The organism is Pantoea sp. X-Soil-TKNS-1207, assembly GCF_059730485.1.
Window position 1 is genome coordinate 486481 of record NZ_AP035959.1, and the last position, 21433, is coordinate 507913.

At 57.2% G+C, this 21433-nt stretch carries 22 protein-coding genes; 10 read left to right on the forward strand and 12 right to left on the reverse strand.

The features are described from left to right. Complete coding sequence (locus tag AC6I8V_RS22410; RefSeq protein ID WP_497846012.1) at positions 1–789, forward strand: ABC transporter ATP-binding protein; 789 nt, start codon at positions 1–3, stop codon at positions 787–789. On the opposite strand, the gene AC6I8V_RS22415 is transcribed toward AC6I8V_RS22410, so the two are convergent. Beyond that, positions 786–932, reverse strand: coding sequence for a hypothetical protein (locus AC6I8V_RS22415; RefSeq protein ID WP_497846013.1), 147 nt, complete (start codon positions 930–932; stop codon positions 786–788). The genes AC6I8V_RS22410 and AC6I8V_RS22415 overlap by 4 nt on opposite strands. A 204-nt stretch (positions 933–1136) precedes the next feature. Between AC6I8V_RS22415 and AC6I8V_RS22420 the strand changes: the two genes are divergently transcribed. Then, a complete protein-coding gene (locus AC6I8V_RS22420; protein ID WP_497846014.1) occupies positions 1137–1706 on the forward strand; it encodes a class I SAM-dependent methyltransferase in 570 nt (189 codons plus the stop codon). A gap of 45 nt (positions 1707–1751) precedes the next feature. Here AC6I8V_RS22420 and fetB read toward each other — a convergent pair whose 3' ends face one another. The 9 genes from fetB to AC6I8V_RS22465 all read right to left on the reverse strand — a co-directional run bounded on the left by fetB (position 1752) and on the right by AC6I8V_RS22465 (position 11241). After that, positions 1752–2513, reverse strand: a complete 762-nt coding sequence (gene fetB, locus AC6I8V_RS22425) for an iron efflux ABC transporter permease subunit FetB (protein ID WP_497846015.1) — start codon at positions 2511–2513, stop codon at positions 1752–1754. Beyond that, positions 2500–3168, reverse strand: a complete 669-nt coding sequence (gene fetA, locus AC6I8V_RS22430; RefSeq protein WP_497846016.1) for an iron efflux ABC transporter ATP-binding subunit FetA — start codon at positions 3166–3168, stop codon at positions 2500–2502. The genes fetB and fetA overlap by 14 nt, the downstream gene beginning before the upstream one ends. 98 nt (positions 3169–3266) lie before the next feature. After that, positions 3267–4931 carry a lipid IV(A) 4-amino-4-deoxy-L-arabinosyltransferase gene (arnT, locus tag AC6I8V_RS22435; protein WP_497846017.1) on the reverse strand — a complete coding sequence of 555 codons (1665 nt, stop codon included), beginning with the start codon at positions 4929–4931 and terminating at the stop codon, positions 3267–3269. Positions 4932–5417: 486 nt separating this feature from the next. Then, the gene (gene pmrB / locus AC6I8V_RS22440) at positions 5418–6497 is read right to left on the reverse strand and encodes a two-component system sensor histidine kinase PmrB (RefSeq protein WP_497846018.1); all 1080 of its coding nucleotides are present in this window, start codon (positions 6495–6497) and stop codon (positions 5418–5420) included. A gap of 332 nt (positions 6498–6829) precedes the next feature. After that, entirely contained in the window at positions 6830–7750 is a 921-nt protein-coding gene (locus AC6I8V_RS22445) for a formyltransferase family protein (RefSeq protein WP_497846019.1), read from the reverse strand. A 101-nt stretch (positions 7751–7851) separates the two neighbouring features. Beyond that, positions 7852–8469: an undecaprenyl-diphosphatase gene (locus AC6I8V_RS22450; RefSeq protein WP_497846020.1), complete on the reverse strand. Its 618-nt coding sequence runs from the start codon at positions 8467–8469 to the stop codon at positions 7852–7854. A 20-nt stretch (positions 8470–8489) separates the two neighbouring features. Continuing rightward, positions 8490–9845 (reverse strand): sensor histidine kinase, encoded by a 1356-nt coding sequence (locus AC6I8V_RS22455; RefSeq protein ID WP_497846021.1) that lies wholly within the window; start codon positions 9843–9845, stop codon positions 8490–8492. After that, positions 9821–10489 (reverse strand): response regulator transcription factor, encoded by a 669-nt coding sequence (locus tag AC6I8V_RS22460; protein ID WP_497846022.1) that lies wholly within the window; start codon positions 10487–10489, stop codon positions 9821–9823. Before AC6I8V_RS22460 ends, AC6I8V_RS22455 begins: the two co-directional genes overlap by 25 nt. Then, entirely contained in the window at positions 10486–11241 is a 756-nt protein-coding gene (locus AC6I8V_RS22465; protein WP_497846023.1) for a COG4705 family protein, read from the reverse strand. The genes AC6I8V_RS22460 and AC6I8V_RS22465 overlap by 4 nt, the downstream gene beginning before the upstream one ends. Before the next feature lie 334 nt (positions 11242–11575). Here AC6I8V_RS22465 and AC6I8V_RS22470 point away from each other — a divergent pair, with 334 nt between their 5' ends. Both AC6I8V_RS22470 and AC6I8V_RS22475 read left to right on the forward strand, forming a co-directional pair. Then, on the forward strand, positions 11576–12751 hold the full coding sequence (locus AC6I8V_RS22470; protein ID WP_497846024.1) for an efflux RND transporter periplasmic adaptor subunit: 1176 nt from the start codon (positions 11576–11578) through the stop codon (positions 12749–12751). Further along, a complete protein-coding gene (locus tag AC6I8V_RS22475) occupies positions 12748–14685 on the forward strand; it encodes a MacB family efflux pump subunit (protein WP_497846025.1) in 1938 nt (645 codons plus the stop codon). The genes AC6I8V_RS22470 and AC6I8V_RS22475 overlap by 4 nt, the downstream gene beginning before the upstream one ends. A 13-nt stretch (positions 14686–14698) precedes the next feature. On the opposite strand, the gene AC6I8V_RS22480 is transcribed toward AC6I8V_RS22475, so the two are convergent. Next, on the reverse strand, positions 14699–15592 hold the full coding sequence (locus AC6I8V_RS22480) for a LysR family transcriptional regulator (RefSeq protein WP_497846026.1): 894 nt from the start codon (positions 15590–15592) through the stop codon (positions 14699–14701). Between the two features lie 312 nt (positions 15593–15904). On the opposite strand from AC6I8V_RS22480, the gene AC6I8V_RS22485 reads away from it, so the two are divergent. The 6 genes from AC6I8V_RS22485 (at position 15905) to AC6I8V_RS22510 (ending at position 20309) form a co-directional block, all read left to right on the forward strand. Then, entirely contained in the window at positions 15905–16114 is a 210-nt protein-coding gene (locus AC6I8V_RS22485) for a tautomerase family protein (RefSeq protein ID WP_497846027.1), read from the forward strand. After that, positions 16111–16908 carry a 2-keto-4-pentenoate hydratase gene (locus tag AC6I8V_RS22490; protein ID WP_497846028.1) on the forward strand — a complete coding sequence of 266 codons (798 nt, stop codon included), beginning with the start codon at positions 16111–16113 and terminating at the stop codon, positions 16906–16908. Before AC6I8V_RS22485 ends, AC6I8V_RS22490 begins: the two co-directional genes overlap by 4 nt. Beyond that, positions 16905–17681 carry a 2-keto-4-pentenoate hydratase gene (locus tag AC6I8V_RS22495; protein WP_497846029.1) on the forward strand — a complete coding sequence of 259 codons (777 nt, stop codon included), beginning with the start codon at positions 16905–16907 and terminating at the stop codon, positions 17679–17681. Before AC6I8V_RS22490 ends, AC6I8V_RS22495 begins: the two co-directional genes overlap by 4 nt. After that, complete coding sequence (locus AC6I8V_RS22500; RefSeq protein ID WP_497846030.1) at positions 17678–18637, forward strand: acetaldehyde dehydrogenase (acetylating); 960 nt, start codon at positions 17678–17680, stop codon at positions 18635–18637. Before AC6I8V_RS22495 ends, AC6I8V_RS22500 begins: the two co-directional genes overlap by 4 nt. Beyond that, positions 18634–19638, forward strand: coding sequence for a 4-hydroxy-2-oxovalerate aldolase (gene dmpG / locus AC6I8V_RS22505; protein WP_497846031.1), 1005 nt, complete (start codon positions 18634–18636; stop codon positions 19636–19638). Before AC6I8V_RS22500 ends, dmpG begins: the two co-directional genes overlap by 4 nt. An 83-nt stretch (positions 19639–19721) precedes the next feature. Next, positions 19722–20309, forward strand: coding sequence for a hypothetical protein (locus tag AC6I8V_RS22510; RefSeq protein WP_497846032.1), 588 nt, complete (start codon positions 19722–19724; stop codon positions 20307–20309). An 8-nt stretch (positions 20310–20317) separates the two neighbouring features. Here the strand turns inward: AC6I8V_RS22510 and AC6I8V_RS22515 are convergent, their stop codons facing one another. Beyond that, positions 20318–21331, reverse strand: coding sequence for an FUSC family protein (locus tag AC6I8V_RS22515; RefSeq protein ID WP_497846033.1), 1014 nt, complete (start codon positions 21329–21331; stop codon positions 20318–20320). Between the last annotated feature and the right edge of the window lie 102 nt (positions 21332–21433).

Sequence of the window (21433 nt, forward strand, 5' to 3'; positions counted from 1 at the left end):
ATGTTGTCCTGTCATGATTTATCAGTCAGCTATGGCGCCGCCACGGCGTTACGCGGTTTGAATCTTAACGTGCAGCGGGGGGAGATCTGCGCGTTGATCGGCCCAAACGGCTCCGGTAAAAGCACTGCCTTACAGGCCATGGCCGGGCTGATTCCCGCCAGCAGCGGGTATGTTCAGCTTGAGCAGCGGCCCGTGCATGGCATGGCGCGACGCCAGTTAGCCAGATTGCTGTCATTTTTACCTCAGCACCCGGTCGCTCCCGAAGAGATGACGGTTGAACAACTGGTACGTATGGGCCGCTTTACCCATGTCGGGCTGTTCCGCCGTTATCAGGCGCAGGATGAAGCGACCATTGGCTGGGCGCTGGAGAGCACCGGGCTGCTGCCGCTGGCGCAGCGTCGGCTGAAAGAAATTTCGGGCGGTGAACGGCAACGGGCGTGGATATCCGCGGCGCTGGCGCAGGAGGCAAAGGTTTTGCTGCTGGATGAACCGACGTCGTTTTTAGATATTGGTTATCAGGTCGAGGTGCTGGATTTAATTTATAAACTCAGCCGCGAACGGCAGATAACCATCGTGATGTCGATCCATGACCTTAATCAGGCGATGTCGATTGCCGACCGCATCAGCCTGCTGCAACAGGGAAGGCTGCGCTTTGATGGCGTTCCCAGCGATCTGGCGCAAACGCCGCTGATTAAAGAGGTTTTCCGGGTGAAGGGACGCTTTGTTCCGCTACCGGGCGATGTCGCACCCCATTTTGATGTTGAATTAGCGCACCGCCGGGGCGGCTAAAGTGACTTAATTTTCTCATCAAGCGCGATGGCATACTCGCTTAACAATTCTCTCAGGCCTGAGAGATCAAAGATGAGATCGACATAGAGCGCCAGCGTTAACGCGATCAGCAGGATGACAAGATAGTAAGGCAGCGCGGACATTAAAACCCTTTTCAAACAATGAATAACGGATATTGCCTGCGATTATAACGTTTTGCTCAGCGGCTGGCATGATGGCGATCAATGGCGCGCTGGATGATGGATAAGCAGAAAAAGTATTACCTTTTGTGAGTCTGCGGGGGTTTTAAGACTTATTTAAGGATTTCATGACTAACTGTAGTTGTCATTCAACAGGAGCAGATGATCATGACGTTTCCTTATGTTGCGCTAATTAAAGATAAGACATGCTATTTACAGGAGTTCATCGCTAATCCCCGCGCAATCGGCACCATTGCCCCCTCTTCTCGCTGGCTTTGTCAGGGGATGTCGGATGCGGTGGACTGGAATCATACCCGCCGGATAGCGGAGCTGGGCGCGGGTGAAGGCGTACTTACCCGCCATTTGCTGGCACGTATGCCCGCGCAAGCCTCACTCTCCGCCTTTGAGACCAACCCGCGTCTGGCAAAAAAACTGACGCGGCTGGGCGACAAACGTTTAACCGTGCTGGCGCATTCCGCCGAGCAGATTGAACCGGGTTTTGATGCGATTTTTTCCGGGTTGCCGCTGTTATCGCTGCCCGAAGCGGTGCGACATCGCGTGTTGCAGCGCGCGGCCGCAGCGCTCAATCCTGGCGGCGTATTTATTCAGTTTCAATACACATCGCTGTCAGAATCGCTGCTCTCCAGCTACTTCCACTGGACCCGTTCGCGGGTGCTGTGCAACCTGCCGCCAGCGCTGGTTTACCGCTGCCAGAGTGCGGCCCGCTACGCAGCCTGACGCAATAACGGCGCGATTGCCCGCGCCGTTTGCGCCGGAGTTGACTCAGTACTTCAACTGCGCGCGTTCATTGTAGAAGCGTCGATAGGAGAGGTAGACCGCAATGATGGTCGACAGGCTGGCGGTGCCAATCAACATAAAGGTCACCATGATTTGATATTTGATGGCTTTTACCGGATCGATACCGGCAAAGATCAGGCCCGACATCATGCCCGGCAGGCTGACCAGCCCCACCGTTTTGGCGGCATCGATGGTGGGGATCATCGACGCACGAATACTGTCGCGAATCAGCGTGGACGACGCCAGCTTGATCGACGCGCCCAGGCTCAGCATCTCAAGGATTTTCTGGCGGTTATCAGCAAAACGTTGATTGAGGTTGCTGTAGCACAGCCCGACGGCCACCATCGCATTGCCGGCAATCATCCCGGAAATCGGGATCACCTGCATCGGCATAAATTCAATCGCCCCGCTCAGCACCAAAATCACCAGCGTCAGGGTGGTGCCGCTGGTGATGGCGACAAAAGAGATCACCATGGCATGATCGATATTGCGGCTGCGCTTGCGGGCATTCATCGCCGCATTGACGCAGATAAACAGCACCATCAGCACCGTCAGCCAGTCATTGTTAACGTCAAAAATTGACTTCAGGACATAGCCGACGATAAAGAGCTGAACCACCGCGCGACAGACGCTCCAGATGATGTCTTTACCCAGCCCCAGCTTCTCTTTCTGGCTAATCACTAACGCAATCATCACCAGAATCAGGGCCATCGCCAGTGATGAGTCGGTAATATTATGCTGGTTCATGGTTTTGCGTCCTCTGCGGTGATTCCAGTCTTAGCACGCGCTTCGCCTGGCTGATTTCAGCCGGGTCATGGCTGATCCACACCACCGCCACGCCTTTCTCGCTGACCATTGCACTAATCAGCTGTTGAATCAGGGTTTTGTTGTCTTCATCCAGCGCGCTGGTGACTTCATCCAGCAGCAGGACATCCGGCAGGAATTGCAGATTGCGTAACAAACCGACGCGCTGCTTTTCTCCCCCCGAAAGTTGGTCAATCTTTTTATCCAGCATCCCGGCGGGCAGATTCACCTTTGCCAGATCCGCTTCCAGCGCTGTGCGGTTGGGTTTTTGCTGACGGATCTGCCACGGCAGCGCCAGATTGTCGTGAACCGTGTTGCCGAACAGCACCGGCGTCTGAAAGCAGTACGAAACTTTCTGCCGGTACGTTTCCGCTTTCAGTTGGCTAATATCCTGATTCTGAAAACGGATAAGCCCGCTGGTGGGCACCATCAGCGAAGCAATCATCTTCAGCAAAGTACTTTTGCCACTGCCCGAAGGGCCGGTGAGCAGAACAAAATCGCCTGGGTTAAGTGTGAATGACACCGGAGCCAATAACGCACGGCCTTCCAGTGAAAACGTCACCCCTTGCACATCCAGCAAAGGAAAATCGGTGGCCATAGTTATAAATCCACAAAAAGGAATGGTTGCGCTTACGGGCCGCCTGCCAGTGGCAAAGCGGCCCTGCGCATGTTACCAGAATTGCGCACCTACAGAGTTTAGGGTTTTACCCCATATTGCAGTAACAGCAGGCGGTCGTGACGATAAGCCCGATCGGCCGGTGGTAAATTGGTCGGCGTGGGGTCGCCGCGTTCCAGTACCAGCACCAGCGAAACACCCCCTTTGTTGCGATGGGTTTCAAGCCACTGGCCGAAGCTGGCTTCGCTGATATAGCGTGACTGGGCGTCGGGGTAACTCAACCCATACTGCATTTCGCCCTTCTTACGATAGAAATCAATATCGTTGCGTTGCAGCGTCCAGGCGATGGCAGAGGCGATGCCGACATCATCGCTGAGGATATAACGGGTCTCCGCCAGCTGATCCGCCACGCTGGCGACAAACACCTGCGGCTGCTTGGTATTTTGCACACTCTCCGGGATCGCGTTCCCGACGCAGAGCGCCAGCGCCAGCGGACAGAGCGCCGCAAGTTTCCAGCGCGCGCCTCGCCTTTTCAGGCTGGCGATGCCCGCTACCGACCAACCGGCAAAGGCGATCACCGCGAAGGTCAGCGCCGTCATTTCATGCGGCTGGAACAGGGAATGATGGAAAATGCTTTTCCCCCACGGGGCCAGTTCCACCAGCAGCGCTAACGCGGCGGCGGCGCCAAACAGGATATTAATCCACGCATTAACCTGGAGAATGCGGCTCGCCTTGCTGGCCAGCCGATGTCCGTAATCCGCCATCAGTATGGCCAGCGGCGCAAAGCACGGCAGGATATAGGTGGGTAGCTTGCCTTTGGCGATGCTGAAAAACAGCAGCGGGATCACCACCCAGCCCAGCAGATAGAGTCCGCCGGGTGAGGCGGCACGATCGCGCCAGCCAGCGCGAAGTGCGCCAGGCAGCAGCGCCAGCCACGGCAGCGCTCCCGCAATCAAAATCGGGATGTAGTACCAGAAAGGGGCTTTGTGCTGAGCATCCGACTCGGCAAAGCGCTGAATATGCTCCACCCAGAAAAAATAGTGCCAGAAATCAGGTTGCTGATGATAAATCGCCAGCGCCCAGGGCGCGCTGATCAGCGCAGCGCACAGCACCGCAAGCGGGCCAAACATCAGCAACTCGCCCAGCCGCCGACGCCAGATCGCCCAGGGAATGATCGCCAGCACCGGCACCGCCAGCGCCAGAAAACCCTTGGTCATAAAGCCCATACCGCAGGCGAGGCCCAGCAACACATAACCGACCAGACGCTGCTTCCGGCTATCCGCTTCGGCGATCAGCCAGTAGCTGCACATGGCGGCGGTTAACCATAGCGACAGCATCGGATCGAGCACCGCATAGGTGCCAACGCCGTAAACCAACAGCGAAGTCAGGTAGATAATAACCGCGGTCAGCGCCACTGCGGCCCTGGCGTAGATGCGGCGGGCCAGCCACCAGACCAGCACCGCGCTCATCAGCGTGGAAAATACCGAACCAAAACGCACCGCAAAGTTGTTATGTCCGAATAGCCATTGCCCGATATTGTTGAACCAGTAACCGGCAATCGGTTTTTCGAAATAGCGCAAGCCAAAGAAGTGTGGCGTTACCCAGTTGCCGCTTTGCAGCATTTCGCGGCTGATCTCCGCATAACGCGTTTCATCAGGTTGCCACAGATGCCGAAACTCAAGGGGAATGAAGTAGTAGAGAAGCAGTAGAGCCAGCAGCAGAAGCGTTTTTGTCGTCGACGTCATGCGAAATTCCCTGTGTGTTTATCACAGCCACGCCACCCTGCTTCCGGCAGCGTTGAGTTGAAGATGAAAATTTCGACGCGGCCATGCAGTAATGTCATTAATGTTTCCAACTGTATAAAGTTAGCAGAATGTGCTATTCAGGACAGCCTGTTCGCATAAAAAATACGCATTCAATTTAATTCCATCGTCTACACTGACTTTTATCGAATGATAACGGCGGTTTTAATTTATGCTGGCGCGATTATATTGCTCAATTCTTAACTGAACATTAAACAGCAGGATTGTTTAAACCCGGCTTTCAGGGTGATTTAACGACCCCTCGTTTGGCTTAAGGTTAACTTAATCTTCGGACGTGAGAATCGTAACGTTTATTACGAGAGGCCTACTATGAAATCCATTTTTATCCGCCCAGCCAGTGAATACGCAGCCATTATCCTCAGCGCGTTTAGCGTTATTAGTTTCCTGGTCATCTGGTTTTCACGCTAATCACTGTCGGGTAAATTGCGCCCTGGCACGGCAACCCGGCACCCGGCCTCGATTTTCCAGAAAAAACTGTCCCTTATGCAGCTGAACAATCCGCGTCACGATACTCAGGCCTAATCCGATACCACCGTAGCGGCTATCCATACGGACAAACGCCTGACTCAGCTCCCCGGCTTTGCTTTCATCAATGCCTTTGCCCTCATCTTCCACCACCAGCGCCGGGTACGGCAGCTTCTCCACCCGGATGGTGATGCAGGAGTGATGGGGGCTGTAGCGATGGGCATTCTCCACCAGATTTCGCAGCATCACTTTCAGCAAGGTCACATCCCCGCGTACCACCACTTCCTGCGGCATATGCAGAAACAACACCTGCTGATGCCCAGCCAGCATGGCTTCAAACTCATGCTTCATCGGTTCGACCACGTTTTTAATTAATCCCACGTTTTGGTAGCTGCCCGACGAAAAGGACTGCCCGGCGCGCGCCAGTTGCAGCAGCTGCGTTACGCTGGCGGTCATCTGATCGAGGCGCTGCATCAGGGGCTGCACATCAAACTGATGCTGCCGCTCCAGCAGCTCCAGATGGAGCCTCAGGCCCGCCAGCGGGGTGCGCAGCTCGTGCGCCACATCGGCGGTAAACATACGTTCCCGCTCAAGGCTGGATTGCAGGCGCGAAACCAGACGATTGATCGCCTGCGTAACCGCGTCAATTTCCCGCATTGAGCTGTGATAATCCACCGGCGCCAGCTCCTCTTCGCTGCGCTGTTCCAGCCGCTTTTGCAGTTCAGATAACGGGCGCGTCAGGCTGGAAATGGCCTGAAAACAGAGAAATAACACGAGGAAAATCATCAGCAGGCTGGGCAGTGCCAGGCTGACCATCGCTTCATGGATCTCTTTTTCCAGATGCTGGTGAGGATCGTGATTATTCAGGGCGGCGTTGACCAGCAGGGCAATCTGCTCTTTGCTTTCATGCCACAGCGCCAGCACGCTGATGGTTTGACAAATCACCAGGATCAAACCGATGACCAGCAGCAACCGCCAGCGTAAGGTGGTATTTTTTCGCGGACGCAAAAGGGGCCAGAGCATGACTACCTACCTCGCCCGATAATTTTTTCACTACGGAATGTGATCCGTATTGCAAATAAAATCGCCGCCATATTGATTTCAGCAATAAACGCCGAAACAAAGGCTCCGTAAATAATGACGCTGCGATTTTGTACCGCGATGTAAATACCGACGAATAAAAACAACAAGAAGTAAAAGAAATGCGGCGCAGAGATAAACAGTAAAGAAAAAGGCATGTCCAACAGGCCCCCTCTAATGTACAGGGGGCCAGTTTCTCATCAATACATTAGGCGATCCTTAAGTGATAAAAGGTTTATGATTATTTATCAATCAAGGTACCTGGTGCGCGGCGATCAACTTATCATGCGATCGCCCGGATGCAGCGTTAACAAACGCGCCAGTGCGGCGCCGTCAACCCGCTCACCGGATTGCAGCTGACCGGCGATAATCTCCAGCCGCCCCTCCCCGCAAGCCACGACCAAAGGGGAAACGCTGATTACCGTTCCCGGCAACGCATCGCTGGCCTGATGGCTGAACTGGCTCTGCCAGACGATAAAACGCTGACCGTTTATCGCGCTATACGCGCCAGGCCAGGGGCTGGCCAGCGCGCGAATCAGGTTATGACTATCCTGCGCCGTGGAGGCCCACTGAATCGCCCCATCTTCCGGTTTGCGGCGACCAAAAGAGCTGGCCCGAGACTCATCCTGCTCACGTTCCACCAGTTCTCCAGCGCAAAGTGCCGGTAGCCAGCTCGCCAGCATGATCCCACTGGTGCTCACCAGCTTGTTGTGCAGGCTATAGGCATCATCTTCGGGGGTAATCCTGACGCGTTTCTGCGCCAGAATCGGGCCGCGATCGGGCCGCGTGGTCAGGCGGAACAGCGTCACGCCGGTTTCCGTTTCACCTTTAATCAACACCCAATTGAGATGCGCCCGCCCGCGATGGGCTGGCAGCAGCGAAGCATGAACGCCATAGGCTCCCCGACGGGCGGCGGATAAAATCTCACCGCTGAGGATCTGGCGGAATGACAGGCTGAACATCATATCGGGAGCCAGATCGGCGATCATCGCCACCCACTGAGGTTCATTGACATCCTCCGGCATAAAGACCGGGATATTGAGCGATTGCGCCGTCTGCAACACCGATCCGTGAAAATGATTTTCTCCCGCCGCATCGGCATGGGTGAACACCGCGCAGAGAGTAAAACCGGCGTCGGTCAACGCTTTCAGGCCGGTGCATCCCATATCATGGTAGGCAAAAACGACAGCTTTCATTGGCTTCCTTCACGTAAGTTATCGCAGCAGTAACCGGATTTTGGCTCCGGTGCAGCCAATTAGTTCAATTCCGAACGTAGCAAAATTGACGGTACGCTGGGTTAGCGTCCATCCGACTGGGTGCGTTGCCCGGCCAGCGCGCCAAAGATCGCGTTATTGATGCGACAGATCTGATTAAACAGCGGGTCCAGCGGCGCGGCCAGCTGGCTCACTCCCCAGGTGCTAAAGAAGGCGACAATCACCGATCCCAGCATATCCGCCGGGAAATGCACGCCCATATAAATTCGCCCCCAGGCAATGACGAGACTGAACGCCACCAGCATCGCCCCAGCTCGTGCTCTGCGCGCTAATAACAGGCTAAAGCTGATGGCACAGGCCAGCGTCATATGGTCGCTGGGAAAGGAGGAATCGGCGGCATGACTTAAAAAGGTATGCCCAATCGGCACCATAAACGGACGCGGATGCGGCCAGAACAGGCCGATTAGCATATTAATCGCCAGAGCGATCGCCCCGGACGTCACCGCCAGTAAGACCTGCCGCTGGTGATGCGGTTTAAAAGAAAACCAGTAACACGCCAATACCAGCGGAAACAATATAATCAGCCAGGAGGCGCAGACGTTGCCAATATCCAGCATAACGGGCGTGGCCTGGGCGGGGGCGTTGATTGACAGAAACAAATTATCGTTTAATTTTTCCGCGGTTTCAGCAGAGATAAACATGGTTTTTTCCTCGTAAATAATCAGGCTGCTGGCAGCGTAATGCGCACATTTAGCCCCGATGATGAATGCATTGCATCAGCAAGCGTCACGTTTCCCTGCATACGGGTGGTAATCGCACTGACGATAGAGAGTCCCAGCCCGGTTCCCGTCGCGTCGTTTCCTTCCAGACGATAAAAGGCATCAAACACGCGCTGACGTATTTCCAGCGGAATACCGGGGCCGGAATCTTCTATTTCAATAATCACCTGAGAGGCGTGATTAATTATCGCCACATCAATTTTTCCCTCATTAGGGGTGTATTGAATGGCGTTATGAATAATATTGCGCACCACGGTATATAACTCAGAGGGGCGAACCTTTACCTCGGCCTGACTTTCTCCGACCATGCCAATATCCAGCAACTTTTCCTCCGCCAGCGGATGCAGATCGGATATCACCTGTTTCACCACATTAAAAACCAGCACCCTTTCGGCGGCGGGCAACACCGCGTCATCCCCCGCCTGCGCCCTGCTCAGGCTCAGCAACTGTTCCACCAGATAGGCGGCACGTTTCATCCCCTCACGCAGACGAATCAGCCGGTTGCGACTTTCAGCCGGTAGCTCGCTGGTCTCCAGCCTTTCCGCCTGCAACATCAGCGCCGTGAGTGGAGAACGCAGTTCATGCGCCGCATCCGCCACAAAGCGTTGTTGCAATGCCACCGATTCCGCCGACCGTTGCAGCAGCCGATTAATCGCACGGATAAAGGGGATAATTTCACGCGGAATATCCTGGCTGTTGAGCGAGACCCGCAGCCCGTCGCTCTGCTGATTAACCTCATCCGACAATCGGCTAATCGGCCGAAATATTTTCTTCACCAGATCGGCAACCAGGTACAACAGCACCGGGAACAGAATAAAAAACGGGATCAGCGAGCGCATTGCCGATGAGAACGCCACATGCTCGCGGACTGACGCCCGTTGCGCCACCGCCACCCGTAATCCGTCATGAATATCTTCAATCAGCACGCGATAAACATGCTGGTTAATTACCAGCGTATGGAAATCCGAGGTTAAATTATCCGCAACGCGAAAGGTCTCCTGAGGCGTCGCGTTATTGTCAGGTTTTCCGGCAAACATAAAATGCACCACGATGCCTGATGCTTTTTCATCATGAATCGGCGGGCTGATAAAATTGCCGCTGCGAGGTGTCAACATGCCCTCTTTAGCCAGGCTGGCAATTTGCTGCAACGATGAATCCTGTAATTCATGCGCTTCATCCAGCGCGGAAATAAACCCCAGCGCCCCGGTCAGCATGGCAATCCCGCCCACCGCCATACACAGCACAAATGACAGGCGAAATTGCACCGACTCCTTTAAGCGTTTTTTGAGACTTTCCATCCCACGCCTCTGACATTTTTGATCGCGTCACTGCCCAGCTTTTTGCGTAACGAATGGATGAAATATTCCACGGCGTTGCTTTCGATCTCCTCGCCCCAGCCATAGATTTTGCTCTCCAGTTCACTGCGCGAGAAGATTTGCCCCGGCTGGATCAGCAGCGCCTGCAACAGCGCAAACTCGCGCCCGGAGAGAAGATAAGCGGTATTGCTGGCGACCAGCCGCGCTTCACGCGTGGCGGGATCGAGCATAATGCTGCCATTGCTGAGCACAGGCGCGGCGTTGCCCGCTTTGCGGCGAATCACCGCTCTGGCGCGGGCCAGCAGTTCCCGCATTTCAAACGGTTTCAGCACGTAGTCGTCGGCGCCGGAGTCCAGACCACGCAGACGATCGTCCAGCGCATCGCGGGCGGTAACGATGACCACTGGCACCTGATTGCCACGGCTGCGCAGCTCGCTCAGCACGGCAAAACCATCACGCGATGGCAGCCCCAGATCCAGCAGCACCAGATCGTAGCTGTGCGTTTTCAGGCTGGTTAACGCCTGCTCGCCATCGCGCACCCAATCTGCGGCATAGGAGGCATCTTTCAGCGCCGATCGCACCACTTCGCCGATCATGCGGTCATCTTCCACCAGCAGCACCCTCATGATCTCTCCTGCCGCGTGGTGCTGGTCACCACGACCAGTACCGCCATGGTTAGCAGAAAGATCACATTCACCGGTGTGGTACCATATCCCAGCCCACCCTGATGAATAGGTTGTGAGAAGAGGTCGGCGGTTGCGGCCCCCAGCGGGCGGGTCAGAACATAGGCGGTCCAGAAGCAGGTCACGCTGCTAAGCAACGATAAGCGCCAGAGCGCGGCCGTCGCGGCAATCAATACGCCAAACATCGCGGTGGTGGCGAAATACCCCAGACCCAGCCTTTCTGCGAGGGCATCACCCAGCGCGGTGCCAAACGCGAAGGTCAGCATAATCGCCATCCAGTAGAACAGCTCCCGACTGCGGGTGTTGATGGTGTCAAACGCCAGCGTCCCTTCCGTGCGATGCCAGAACATCAGCACCATCACCAGCGCGGAACCAAACATCGCCACGGAATAGAGCAGCGGAACCTGCAATTGGTCGGTCAGACAATCGGTCAACAGCGTGCCGGTGATACTGACCATCAATACCGTCAGCCAGTAAAGCCAGGGAATGTAACGCGACGAATGCAATTGAATAATCAGGATCAGCAGGAATAACGCAGCGGCATACAGGGAGGTGCGGGTCAGCCCAAGCCCGAGGTCAAAATTAATCCAGTCGGCCCCGGTTTCACCCACGGTGGTCGACATCATTTTCAGCACCCAGAATAACAAGGTGGCTTGCGGGACTTTTGCTTTCAACGTTGAGATAGTGTCCGTCATCGCCAGATTCCTCTAATGAATATGCGGCTATGATGACGATGAAAACTTAAAATTCGCTTAAATCGGTCGGGATAGATTTTTTAGTGGGGGTATTTAAATAATCTCACCGGCGATAGCCAGGCGTTACCCCGCGACTCACGCCGTTGCAATCGGGTTGATATCCCTCTCGCCATAATGCTTATCAATCCCCGTCAACCCGAGGACAATTTTGCCTGGTTCACCGGCACTGGCGACACTCCGCCGTCAGCTCTGCCGCTGATTTTGCACACAATTCACCTTTCTTTTTTCGTAACGACCGGTGATTATACCCCACAAAAAAAATGAAGGGACTATCATGCAAATTTCCACCAGAAAATGGACGTTTTCCGTTATTGCTGTTCTGCTTATCCTCCTCGCTATTTATCTGATCCACGGCTCGCGCGCCAAATCCGACAATCTGATCACCTCAACGGTGCGCCAGGGCAATATTGAAAACGTGATTGCCGCCACCGGTAAAATGGACGCCATTGAACGCGTCAACGTCGGCGCACAGGTCTCCGGGCAGCTGAAAAAGTTGTATATCCGCACCGGCGATAAAGTCAGCAAAGGTGAGCTAATCGCCGAAATTGATGACCAGCCGCAGCGCAGCGATCTGCGCAATGCCGAGGCGGCGTTAAGCGTCGCCAAAGCCGATCTGGAAACCAAACAGGCAACGCAGGTGCGCCAGGATGCGCAGTTTAAACGCCTGCAACAGATGCTAAAACTCAACTCGGTCTCACGTCAGGATTATGACGCCGGCGCGGAAGCCTGGCGCATCGCCAATGCGGAGCAGACGGCGCAGCAGGCGCGTGTGATTCAGGCGCAGATCGAAGTGGATAAAAAGCGGCTCGACCTGGGCTATACCCGCATCATGGCACCGATGGATGGCACCGTTATCGCCATCATCACCAAACAGGGACAGACGGTGAACGCCCTGCAAACCGCCCCGACCATCGCTAAGCTGGCGCAGCTGGCAACCATGACCATCAAAGTGCAGATCTCCGAGGCGGACATCAACAGCATCAAACCGGGTCAGAAAGCCTGGTTCACCACCTTTTCCGACCCGGATAAACGTTACAACGCCACGTTGCGCAGTATCGAACTGGCGCCCGATACGGTGATGAAAGATGATGCCTTGCCCGGCAACATGGAAAGCAGCGCCACCAGCACCACCAATGCCGCGGTCTACTACAACGCATTGCTCGACGTGCCTAACCCGGATAATTCGCTGCGCATTGCCATGACCGCGCAGGTCAATCTGTTACGCGATGCCGCGCAGAATGCGTTACTGATCCCGGTGCAGGCCAGTAAAAAAGAGGCGGATGGCAGAACCTATGTGGAAGTGCCGGGCAACGATCTTCAGCCGATAAAGCGCTACATCACCACCGGCATCTCGGACAGCGTGGATATTCAGGTACTGAGCGGCTTGCAGGCGGGCGAAAAAGTGATTCTGGCAGCTCAGGCGCCCGGTGCGGATAAGGTGGTGATGTGAATATCATCGAACTGAAGCATATCTCCCGCCGCTACGTTTTTGGTTCGCAGTCGCTACAGGTGCTGAAAGCGATCAATCTGACCATCGCCCACGGTGAAATGGTGGCGATTATCGGGCCGTCCGGCTCCGGCAAATCCACCCTGCTCAATATCCTCGGTTGTCTGGATGCGCCGGATAGCGGTGAATACCATATTGGCGGTCAGAACACCGCCAGCCTGTCTGCCGACGCGCTGGCAAAAATTCGTCGCGAGCATATCGGCTTTATCTTCCAGCGTTATCACCTGATGCCCGACCTGAACGCGCTGAGCAACGTGGAGATCCCCGCCATTTACGCCAATGCGCAGGGCGAGGCCCGCCGCACCCGCGCCGCCGACCTGCTGCAACGTCTGGGACTGAACGGGCGCGAACACCATAAACCCGGCGAGCTTTCCGGCGGTCAGCAGCAGCGCGTCAGCATCGCCCGCGCGCTGATTAACGGCGCGGAGATTATCCTCGCTGATGAACCCACCGGCGCGCTCGACTCCCGTTCCGGCGAGGAAGTGCTGCGCATTCTGCACGATCTCAACCGCGAAGGTCATACGGTGATCATCGTGACGCACGATATGAACGTCGCGCAGCACGCCGATCGCATTATCGAAATCCAGGACGGCACCATCGTCGCCGACAGCGGCAGCAAGGCCGCGACAACCCGCGCCGCCTTCACCCCCGGCGTGGGCAAAAGCCAGAGCAAATGGCGCGGGGTGTCCGATCGCCTGCGCGAATCGATGCGTATGGCGTTGCATGCCATGAACGCCCACCGCCTGCGTACCGCGCTGACCATGGTCGGCATCATCTTCGGCATCGCTGCCGTGGTCACGGTGGTGGCGCTGGGGCAAGGCGCGCGGCAAACCACGCTGGAGAGCATTCAGGGGCTGGGCACCAATGTGGTCTCCATCTATGCCGGTGGCGATTTCGTCGAAGATGACAGCCACCCCACCCTGACGCTGGTGATGTCTGACGTGCAGGTGATTGGCCGTCAGCAGTTCGTTGATGCGGTCAGCCCGGAAATGACGGCCTCACAGCCGATCCGTTATCTGTCGAACGCCTCGAAAGCCGCCGTCTACGGCGTGGGTAAAGACTATTTCCGCATCCAGGGCATCAAACTGATCGCCGGTACGAATTTCTCCGACGAACTTCACGCCCGCCAGGAGATCATCATTGACGAGAATACGCGCAACAAATTATTCGGGGCGCACAGCGGCAGTCCGATCGGCAAAATGATTGTGCTCGGCTCGGTGCCGGTTCGGGTGATCGGGGTGGCAAATAACAATGAGGGCTACAACCCTAACCGCCTCAGCGTCTGGCTGCCGTGGAGCACCATGATGTACCGCATCAGCGGCCAGACCGCCCTCACCAGTATCAGCATCAAACTTAAAGATGATGTCATCAGCGGCCCGGCGGTGGCGACGCTCAGCCAGCTGCTGACGGCGCGCCACGGCGTGAAAGATTTTCTGGTGTTCAACCGCGATAAATACCGTCAGGCGATTGAAGGTGCCGCCGCCACCCTGACGTTATTGATTCTGCTGGTGGCGGCGATTGCCCTGACCATCGGCAGCATCGGCGTGATGAACATCATGCTGGTGTCGGTGACCGAGCGCACCCATGAAATTGGCGTGCGGATGGCGGTCGGCGCGCGACGCAGCGATATCATGCAACAGTTTATGATCGAAGCGGTGCTGGTCTGCCTGGTGGGTGGCGTGCTGGGCGTCGGCCTTTCGCTGATTATCGGCCCTCTTGTCTCGCTGCTGGCGGGTGGCCTGCTGACGGCGATCTATTCATGGGAATCGGCCGCCGCCGCGTTTGTCTGTTCGACGGTGATCGGCATGATTTTTGGCTATCTGCCCGCGCGTAAAGCGGCACGGATGGATCCGGTGGCGGCCCTGGCGAGCGAATAACAATTGCGCGCCGTCACAACAGCCCACGTCGGCGGCTGCGCAGCAGGGTGAGGAATGCCTGCAAAATCGGCGAGTTGTCCTGCTTGCGATAGAGGCAACTCAGCTCGATATCCTGCAACTCCAGCGAATGCAGCGGCCGATATTCAACCCCGGCCAGTTGCAGATTCGACGCAGATTCGGTGGTGATGCAGACGCCAAAGCGACACGCCACCAGCGCCATGGCGGTCATCACATCATCCACTTCCTGTTCGATATTGAGCTGCACGCCCTCGTTGCGAAAGGCCTGGGCAATCACCTGCATCAGCCCGAACACCGGGGCGTTGGGGTAGAGAATCATCGGTTCTTTCTCCAGATCCTGTAGGGTGATCGCCGCTTTCTGCGCCAGCGGATGTTCGCGGTACAGCGCCACAATATAGGGTTCGCGACGCACCCACTCCACGGCGATATCCGGTTCTTTTGGCACCAGGCGATTAAAACCAATATCGATACGCTTTTCACGCAAAGCCACCAGCTGCTCGGCTTTGCCCATCGAGTGCAGACGGATTTTTACGCCGGGCCTGTCGCGATGAAACTCACCCAGCAACTGCGGAATAACGTTGAAGATGCCCGAGCTGAAGATGCCGACATCCAGCCGACCGAGATACCCCATACCCGCCAGCCGGGCCTGCTCGGCCGCATCGTGGGTTAAGGCGACGATGGTCCGCGCTTTTTCCAGCAGCATCAGGCCCGCGCTGGTGAGCACTGCCCCTTTGCTGGTGCGCTCAAACAGGCGGGTCTCCAGCGTTTTTTCCAGCGCCTGAATGCTGCGCGTCAGCGGCGGCTGCGTGATATGGAGCCGCTCCGCCGCCCGGCCATAATTCTGCTCCTCCGCCAGGGCAATAAAATAACGCAGCTGCTTAACGTCCATCGTCGTCCTCCATACCTTTTGCGCATCAATATTCATTCCCGATACTTTTATCGTATCAAAGCATTTTCAGATACCACGCTTTTCCCCCGGCGAAAAATTAATTTCCGGCAAATCTGATAACTGCTTCACATTTCAATTCCGGCAGGAGAGTAAGGGAAAGAATAAAACTGCGAAGCAGTTCAAATAATGACAACAACACCCTTTGAGTCGATACCCAACAGGTATTGCAGCGTAATTAAAGGGTATTGGACGGTATTAAGCACGCCGCTCATGCTGACCTCTCTCCTCCGTTAATTTTGCAGTGAGGTAAACATGCCGGTGATTCATATTTCAATGGTTGAAGGTCGCGATAGCGAACTGATCAAAGCCTGCGTCAAAGCGGTGGCCCATACCGTGGCCGAAACGCTTCATGCGCCGCTGGAAAGCATCCGGGTTTATGCCACCACCGTGCCTGCCGCCCACTGGGCGGTTGGCGACAAAACCAAGGATGAGCTGGCCAGCAAACCAGGAGACAAGCGATGACGGACGCAGAGATTGCCGCCGCGGCGGATCAGCTGTTTTATGCCGCGCAGAGCCACGACGCCATCGCGCCCCTGCGTGAGCGTTGGCCTGAGCTGACCATCGGGGATGCCTACCGCATCCAGGCCAGCAATCACCAGCGCCAGATCGCCTCAGGCGCACGCCGTGTCGGGTGCAAGATTGGCCTGACGTCTCCGGCGGTGCAGCAGCAGCTGGGTGTGGATCAGCCCGATTTTGGCGTGTTGTTTGACACCATGTGCTGGGGCGACAGCGAGCCAATCCCCGCCGCCGCGCTGGCGCAGGCCAAAGCCGAAGCGGAGATCGCCTTTGTGCTGAAAGACGATTTGACCATGGCGCATCCCACCTTTCTCGACGTGATGCAGGCGATTGATTACGCCTTACCGGCTATCGAAGTGGTGGGCAGCCGCATTCGTAACTGGGATATCCGCATCACCGACACCATCGCCGATAACGCCTCGTCGGGCGCTTTTGTACTCGGCAGCACGCCACGCCAGCTGGACGCGTTCGATATGCAGCTGTGCGGGATGGTGATGACCCGGCGTGGCGAGCCGGTCTCCACCGGCGCAGGGGCCGCCTGCCTGGGTCATCCGATTAATGCCGTGGTCTGGCTGGCGCGCACCATGGTGCAGCAAGGCATCCCACTGCGCGCCGGTGAAGTTATTCTGTCAGGCGCGCTCGGCCCGATGGTCAGCGTGGCGCCCGGCGACATCCTTGAAGCGCGTATCAACGGCCTCGGCAGCGTGCGCGCCGTTTTTGCTCAGGAGGAAAGCCTGTGAATATTCAGCTTCTGGCGGCACAACTCGACGAGGCGGCCCGCGCCGCACGCGCGCTGCCGCAGTTTGATCAGCAGGGAACGCTCAGTCTGGAAGATGCCTACGCCATCCAGGCCCGCTCCATCGGACTGCGCCTGGCGCGCGGTGAACGTCGCGCAGGCGTCAAGATGGGGTTTACCAGCCGCGCCAAGATGGCGCAGATGGGCCTTTCCGATGTGATCTGGGGCCGGTTAACCGATGCCATGCAGATTGAAGAAGGCAGCACCCTTGATGCGCGCCGTTTTGTTCATCCGCGCTGCGAACCGGAACTGGCGTTTATTCTTAAGCGCCCGCTGGCGGGTAACGTCACGGCGCCGGAAGCGCTGGCCGCGGTTGAAGCCATTGCGCCGGCGCTGGAGGTGATTGATTCCCGCTACGAGAATTTCCGCTTCACCCTGCCGGAAGTGATCGCCGACAACGCCTCATCCAGCGGCTTTGTGATCGGCCCCTGGGGCGATCCCCGTCAGGATTTCAGCAATCTCGGTCTGACGCTCAGTATCAACGGGCGCGTCCGGCATTGCGGTTCCACCGCCGCCCTGCTCGGCCATCCGCTGCGCTCGCTGGTGTGTGCCGCACGACTGGCCGCAGAGGCCGGGGAGCCATTGCAGGCCGGCTGGATTGTGATGGCCGGAGGAGCCACGGCGGCGGAGTGGATCTCGCCGGGCGATTACGTGTCAGTGGAGATGGAAGCGCTGGGTAAAGCCGGCTTCCAGCTGCGTACGGGAGACAGCGAATGACGGAAAAAGTGAAGGTCGCGATCATCGGGCCGGGCAATATCGGCACCGATTTAATGATGAAGGTGATGCAGAACGCCCGCCATCTGACCATGGCGGCGATGGTCGGCGTCGATCCGCGCTCGGAAGGGCTGGCACGCGCGGCGCAGGCGGGATTCGCCACCACCGCCGAAGGGATTGATGGCCTGGTCAGGCTGCCGGTGTTTAAGGATATCCAGATTGTGTTTGATGCCACCTCGGCCAGCGCCCATCCGCAGCATAACGCGGTGCTGCAACAGCATGGCATTCAGGTGATTGATCTGACGCCCGCCGCTATCGGTCCCTACGTCATCCCGGCTATCAACCTGGACAGCGTCGACGCTGGCAATATCAATATGGTGACCTGCGGCGGGCAAGCCACCATTCCCATCGTGGCGGCGGTCGCACAGCAGACGCCGGTCCACTACGCCGAAATTGTGGCTTCCATCGCCAGTCTCTCGGCGGGACCCGGCACGCGCGCCAATATCGATGAGTTCACCGAAACCACGCGCAGCGCACTTGAAGAGGTCGGGGGCGCCCGTCAGGCAAAAGCCATCATTATCCTCAACCCGGCCGAACCGCCGCTGATGATGCGTGACACCATTTATCTGCTTACCGATGTCGCCGACCGCGAAAAAATCAGCGCCAGCATCGAGGCCATGGTGCGCCGCGTGCAGCATTATGTCCCCGGCTATCGCCTGAAACAACAGGTGCAGTTTGACGAGATGAGCGAGGAACAACTGGCGCTCACCCCGGCGGCCGGTCTCACGCGTGGTCTGAAGATCACCGTGCTGATTGAAGTTGAAGGGGCGGCACACTTCTTACCGGCCTTTGCGGGCAATCTGGATATTATGACTTCCGCCGCCCTCGCCTGTGCCGATCATCTCGCCCTGCGCCGCCTCGCCGGGGCGCGCCAGAGTTTGCAGGAGACGCTGTTATGACGGTCTATCTTTCCGATGTCACCTTACGCGATGGCAACCATGCCGTACGCCATCGTTATTCACTCGAACAGGTGAAAACCATTGCCGGGGCGCTGGATCGCGCCGGGGTCGACAGCATTGAAGTGGCGCACGGCGACGGTTTGCAGGGTTCCAGCTTTAACTATGGTTTTGCTGCGCATCGCGATGTTGACTGGATCGCGGCCGCAGCGCAGAGCGTGCGCCACGCAAAAATCGCCACGCTGCTGATCCCCGGCATCGGCACCCTGCACGATCTGCGCAATGCCCAGGCGGCGGGTGCCAGCGTGGTGCGCGTAGCGACCCACTGTACCGAAGCGGATGTCTCAAGCCAGCATCTGAGTTTTGCGCGGGAAAGCGGCATGGACGCGGTGGGCTTCCTGATGATGAGCCATATGACGACGCCACAAAAACTGGCCCAGCAGGCGAAGCTGATGGAGAGCTACGGGGCCAGCTGCGTCTACGTGGTAGATTCCAGCGGCGCGATGAATATGCGCGATATTCGCGATCGCTTTCGCGCACTGAAAGAGGTGCTGGACCCGCGCACTCAGACCGGGATGCACGCCCACCATAATCTCGGCCTGAGTGTGGCGAATTCGATTGTCGCCATTGAAGAAGGCTGTGATCGTGTGGATGCCAGTCTGGCGGGCATGGGGGCCGGTGCGGGCAACACGCCGCTGGAGGTGTTCGTCGCCGCCATCGACAAACTGGGCTGGCAACACGGTGCCGACCTCTACGCGCTAATGGACGCTGCGGATGATATTGTTCGTCCGCTCCAGGATCGACCGGTGCGGGTCGATCGTGAAACCCTGGCGCTGGGCTACGCGGGGGTCTATTCCAGCTTCCTGCGCCACGCGGAGATCGCGGCGCAGAAGTATGGCCTGAAAGCAGTAGATATCCTGGTGGAACTGGGCCGACGCCGTATGGTCGGCGGGCAGGAAGATATGATTGTTGATGTCGCACTCGATCTCAGTCGGCAGGAATAACCCGGCAACGGCTGCCCGGAATGCTCAGGCCACGGGCAGCCACACAATAAACGGGACCCGCCAATCCAAAATGGAGAGAGAAGATGAACCTGATTACCCTACAAATTTTATTAACTATCAGCACCTTAGGTTATAGTCTTATCCCGGCTATCTTTGACAGTAATGCCACCCATATGACCAATCCGCTCTGGGTGCCGCACGCCCGCTTCCATGTGGTATGGCAGGTGTGTAGCTACATCGGCTTTGCGTTAATTGGCTTATGGATGATCTGGTTTGCCGATTTTGCCGGGCATTTGTGGCTGGTGGCGGCGATGTCCGGTGCTGCCTATGGCGGCTTCTTTATCGCCGTGTTTACCCGCCGCGCCTATCAGGGCGGCACCTTTGATGCCAATGGCGTGATCCCCTGGCGTCCGCCGATCATCGGCCGCTGGTTTACCTTCGAGGTGAATATCACGCTGTTTACCTCCACGGTGCTGATTCTGGCAATGGCGGTGATTGGTTTACTGATCCCGCCGGAAGAGACGCACAGCATTTTTGTCAGCGTTTTATGGAGCCTGATGTACGTGTTATTCGTTTTATTGATGGCGACATTGCTGATTTTTGTTGGCGCGTTTATCGTCGGACGCAGACATCATCCTGCGCCCGCAGAAAAACATGTGCTGGAGAAGTGATCCCGGCATCACTTATGCGGCGGAGGGGCAACCGCGTCCTGTCGCCGCTGCATGGTGATGCTGAACACCGCGATTGCCACTGTCACGCCGATTAAGGTATCCAGCGCTCTGGCGGCAAACAGGGAGCTGACGTCGCTGAAAGGCCGCCCACCGGCCGCGATGGTCAGCGCGTTAGCGGTAATAAAGATCGTGGCGACCGCGTAATGCAAAACCACCCAGATTTCGATGGTAAATTGCAACAAACCCACTGTCAGCGCGATCCACAGCCCCTGTGGATTGAGTGTCAAAAGTCCCCAGGCAAGCACCAGTCCCAGCAGCGTCCCGAGCAGACGGTTTACCGCGCGGCGGGTGGTGCCCGGCAACGCATCCGGCTGATTGAGCACCACCACCACCGCCGCCACGCCCCAGTAGGCATGATCCAGTCCCAGCAGGACGCCGATCGATCCGGCAATCAGGGTGCCCAGTGCCACGCGTAAGGTGGTGTGTCTGGCCTTGTCCAGCGCCGGTGCCGTCGCCGGGGCTGGCGTCTTGCTGCCGGGACCGTGCCGATCAAACAAATAACCCTGCATATGGGCCAGCCATGAGATTGCGCCGCCGCACAACACCCACAGGCCACTCTGCCACGGGTCCGCCGCGCTGGCGGTCATCCCGGTGCCGCTGGCGCAGGCCAGAGCAAACATATAGGCGCCGGGTGGGCCAATCTGGCGGAAATTACAGATAAAGGTGGCGGCGGAAGCAATGCTGGCGACCACTACCACGGCCAGCCACGGATAGGGGGAGACCGTGATGCCCGCCACCACAATGGCTGACAACACCACGGCGATGATGGCCAGCAGCCGGGCGCGTTTTCCCCAGGGGAGATCGCTGCCGTACAGCGCCGTGAAGCCGCCGATGGTCGCCAGCAGCCCAAACTGGATATGGCCCGCATAATAGCCAACCACCACCGGCAATCCACAACAGCAGCCCGCGCGTAGCGCGAAAGGCATACGTTGTCGCACGGCGGCTGGGAGTATTTTATCCATCGTCTTCAACCTCGCCCGCTATTCCTGTCAATGTGTCGGTCTCATGGGGGAAATAATGTACTACAGTTGTGCAGGATATGCGGCGGTTCATTGATGTGAATC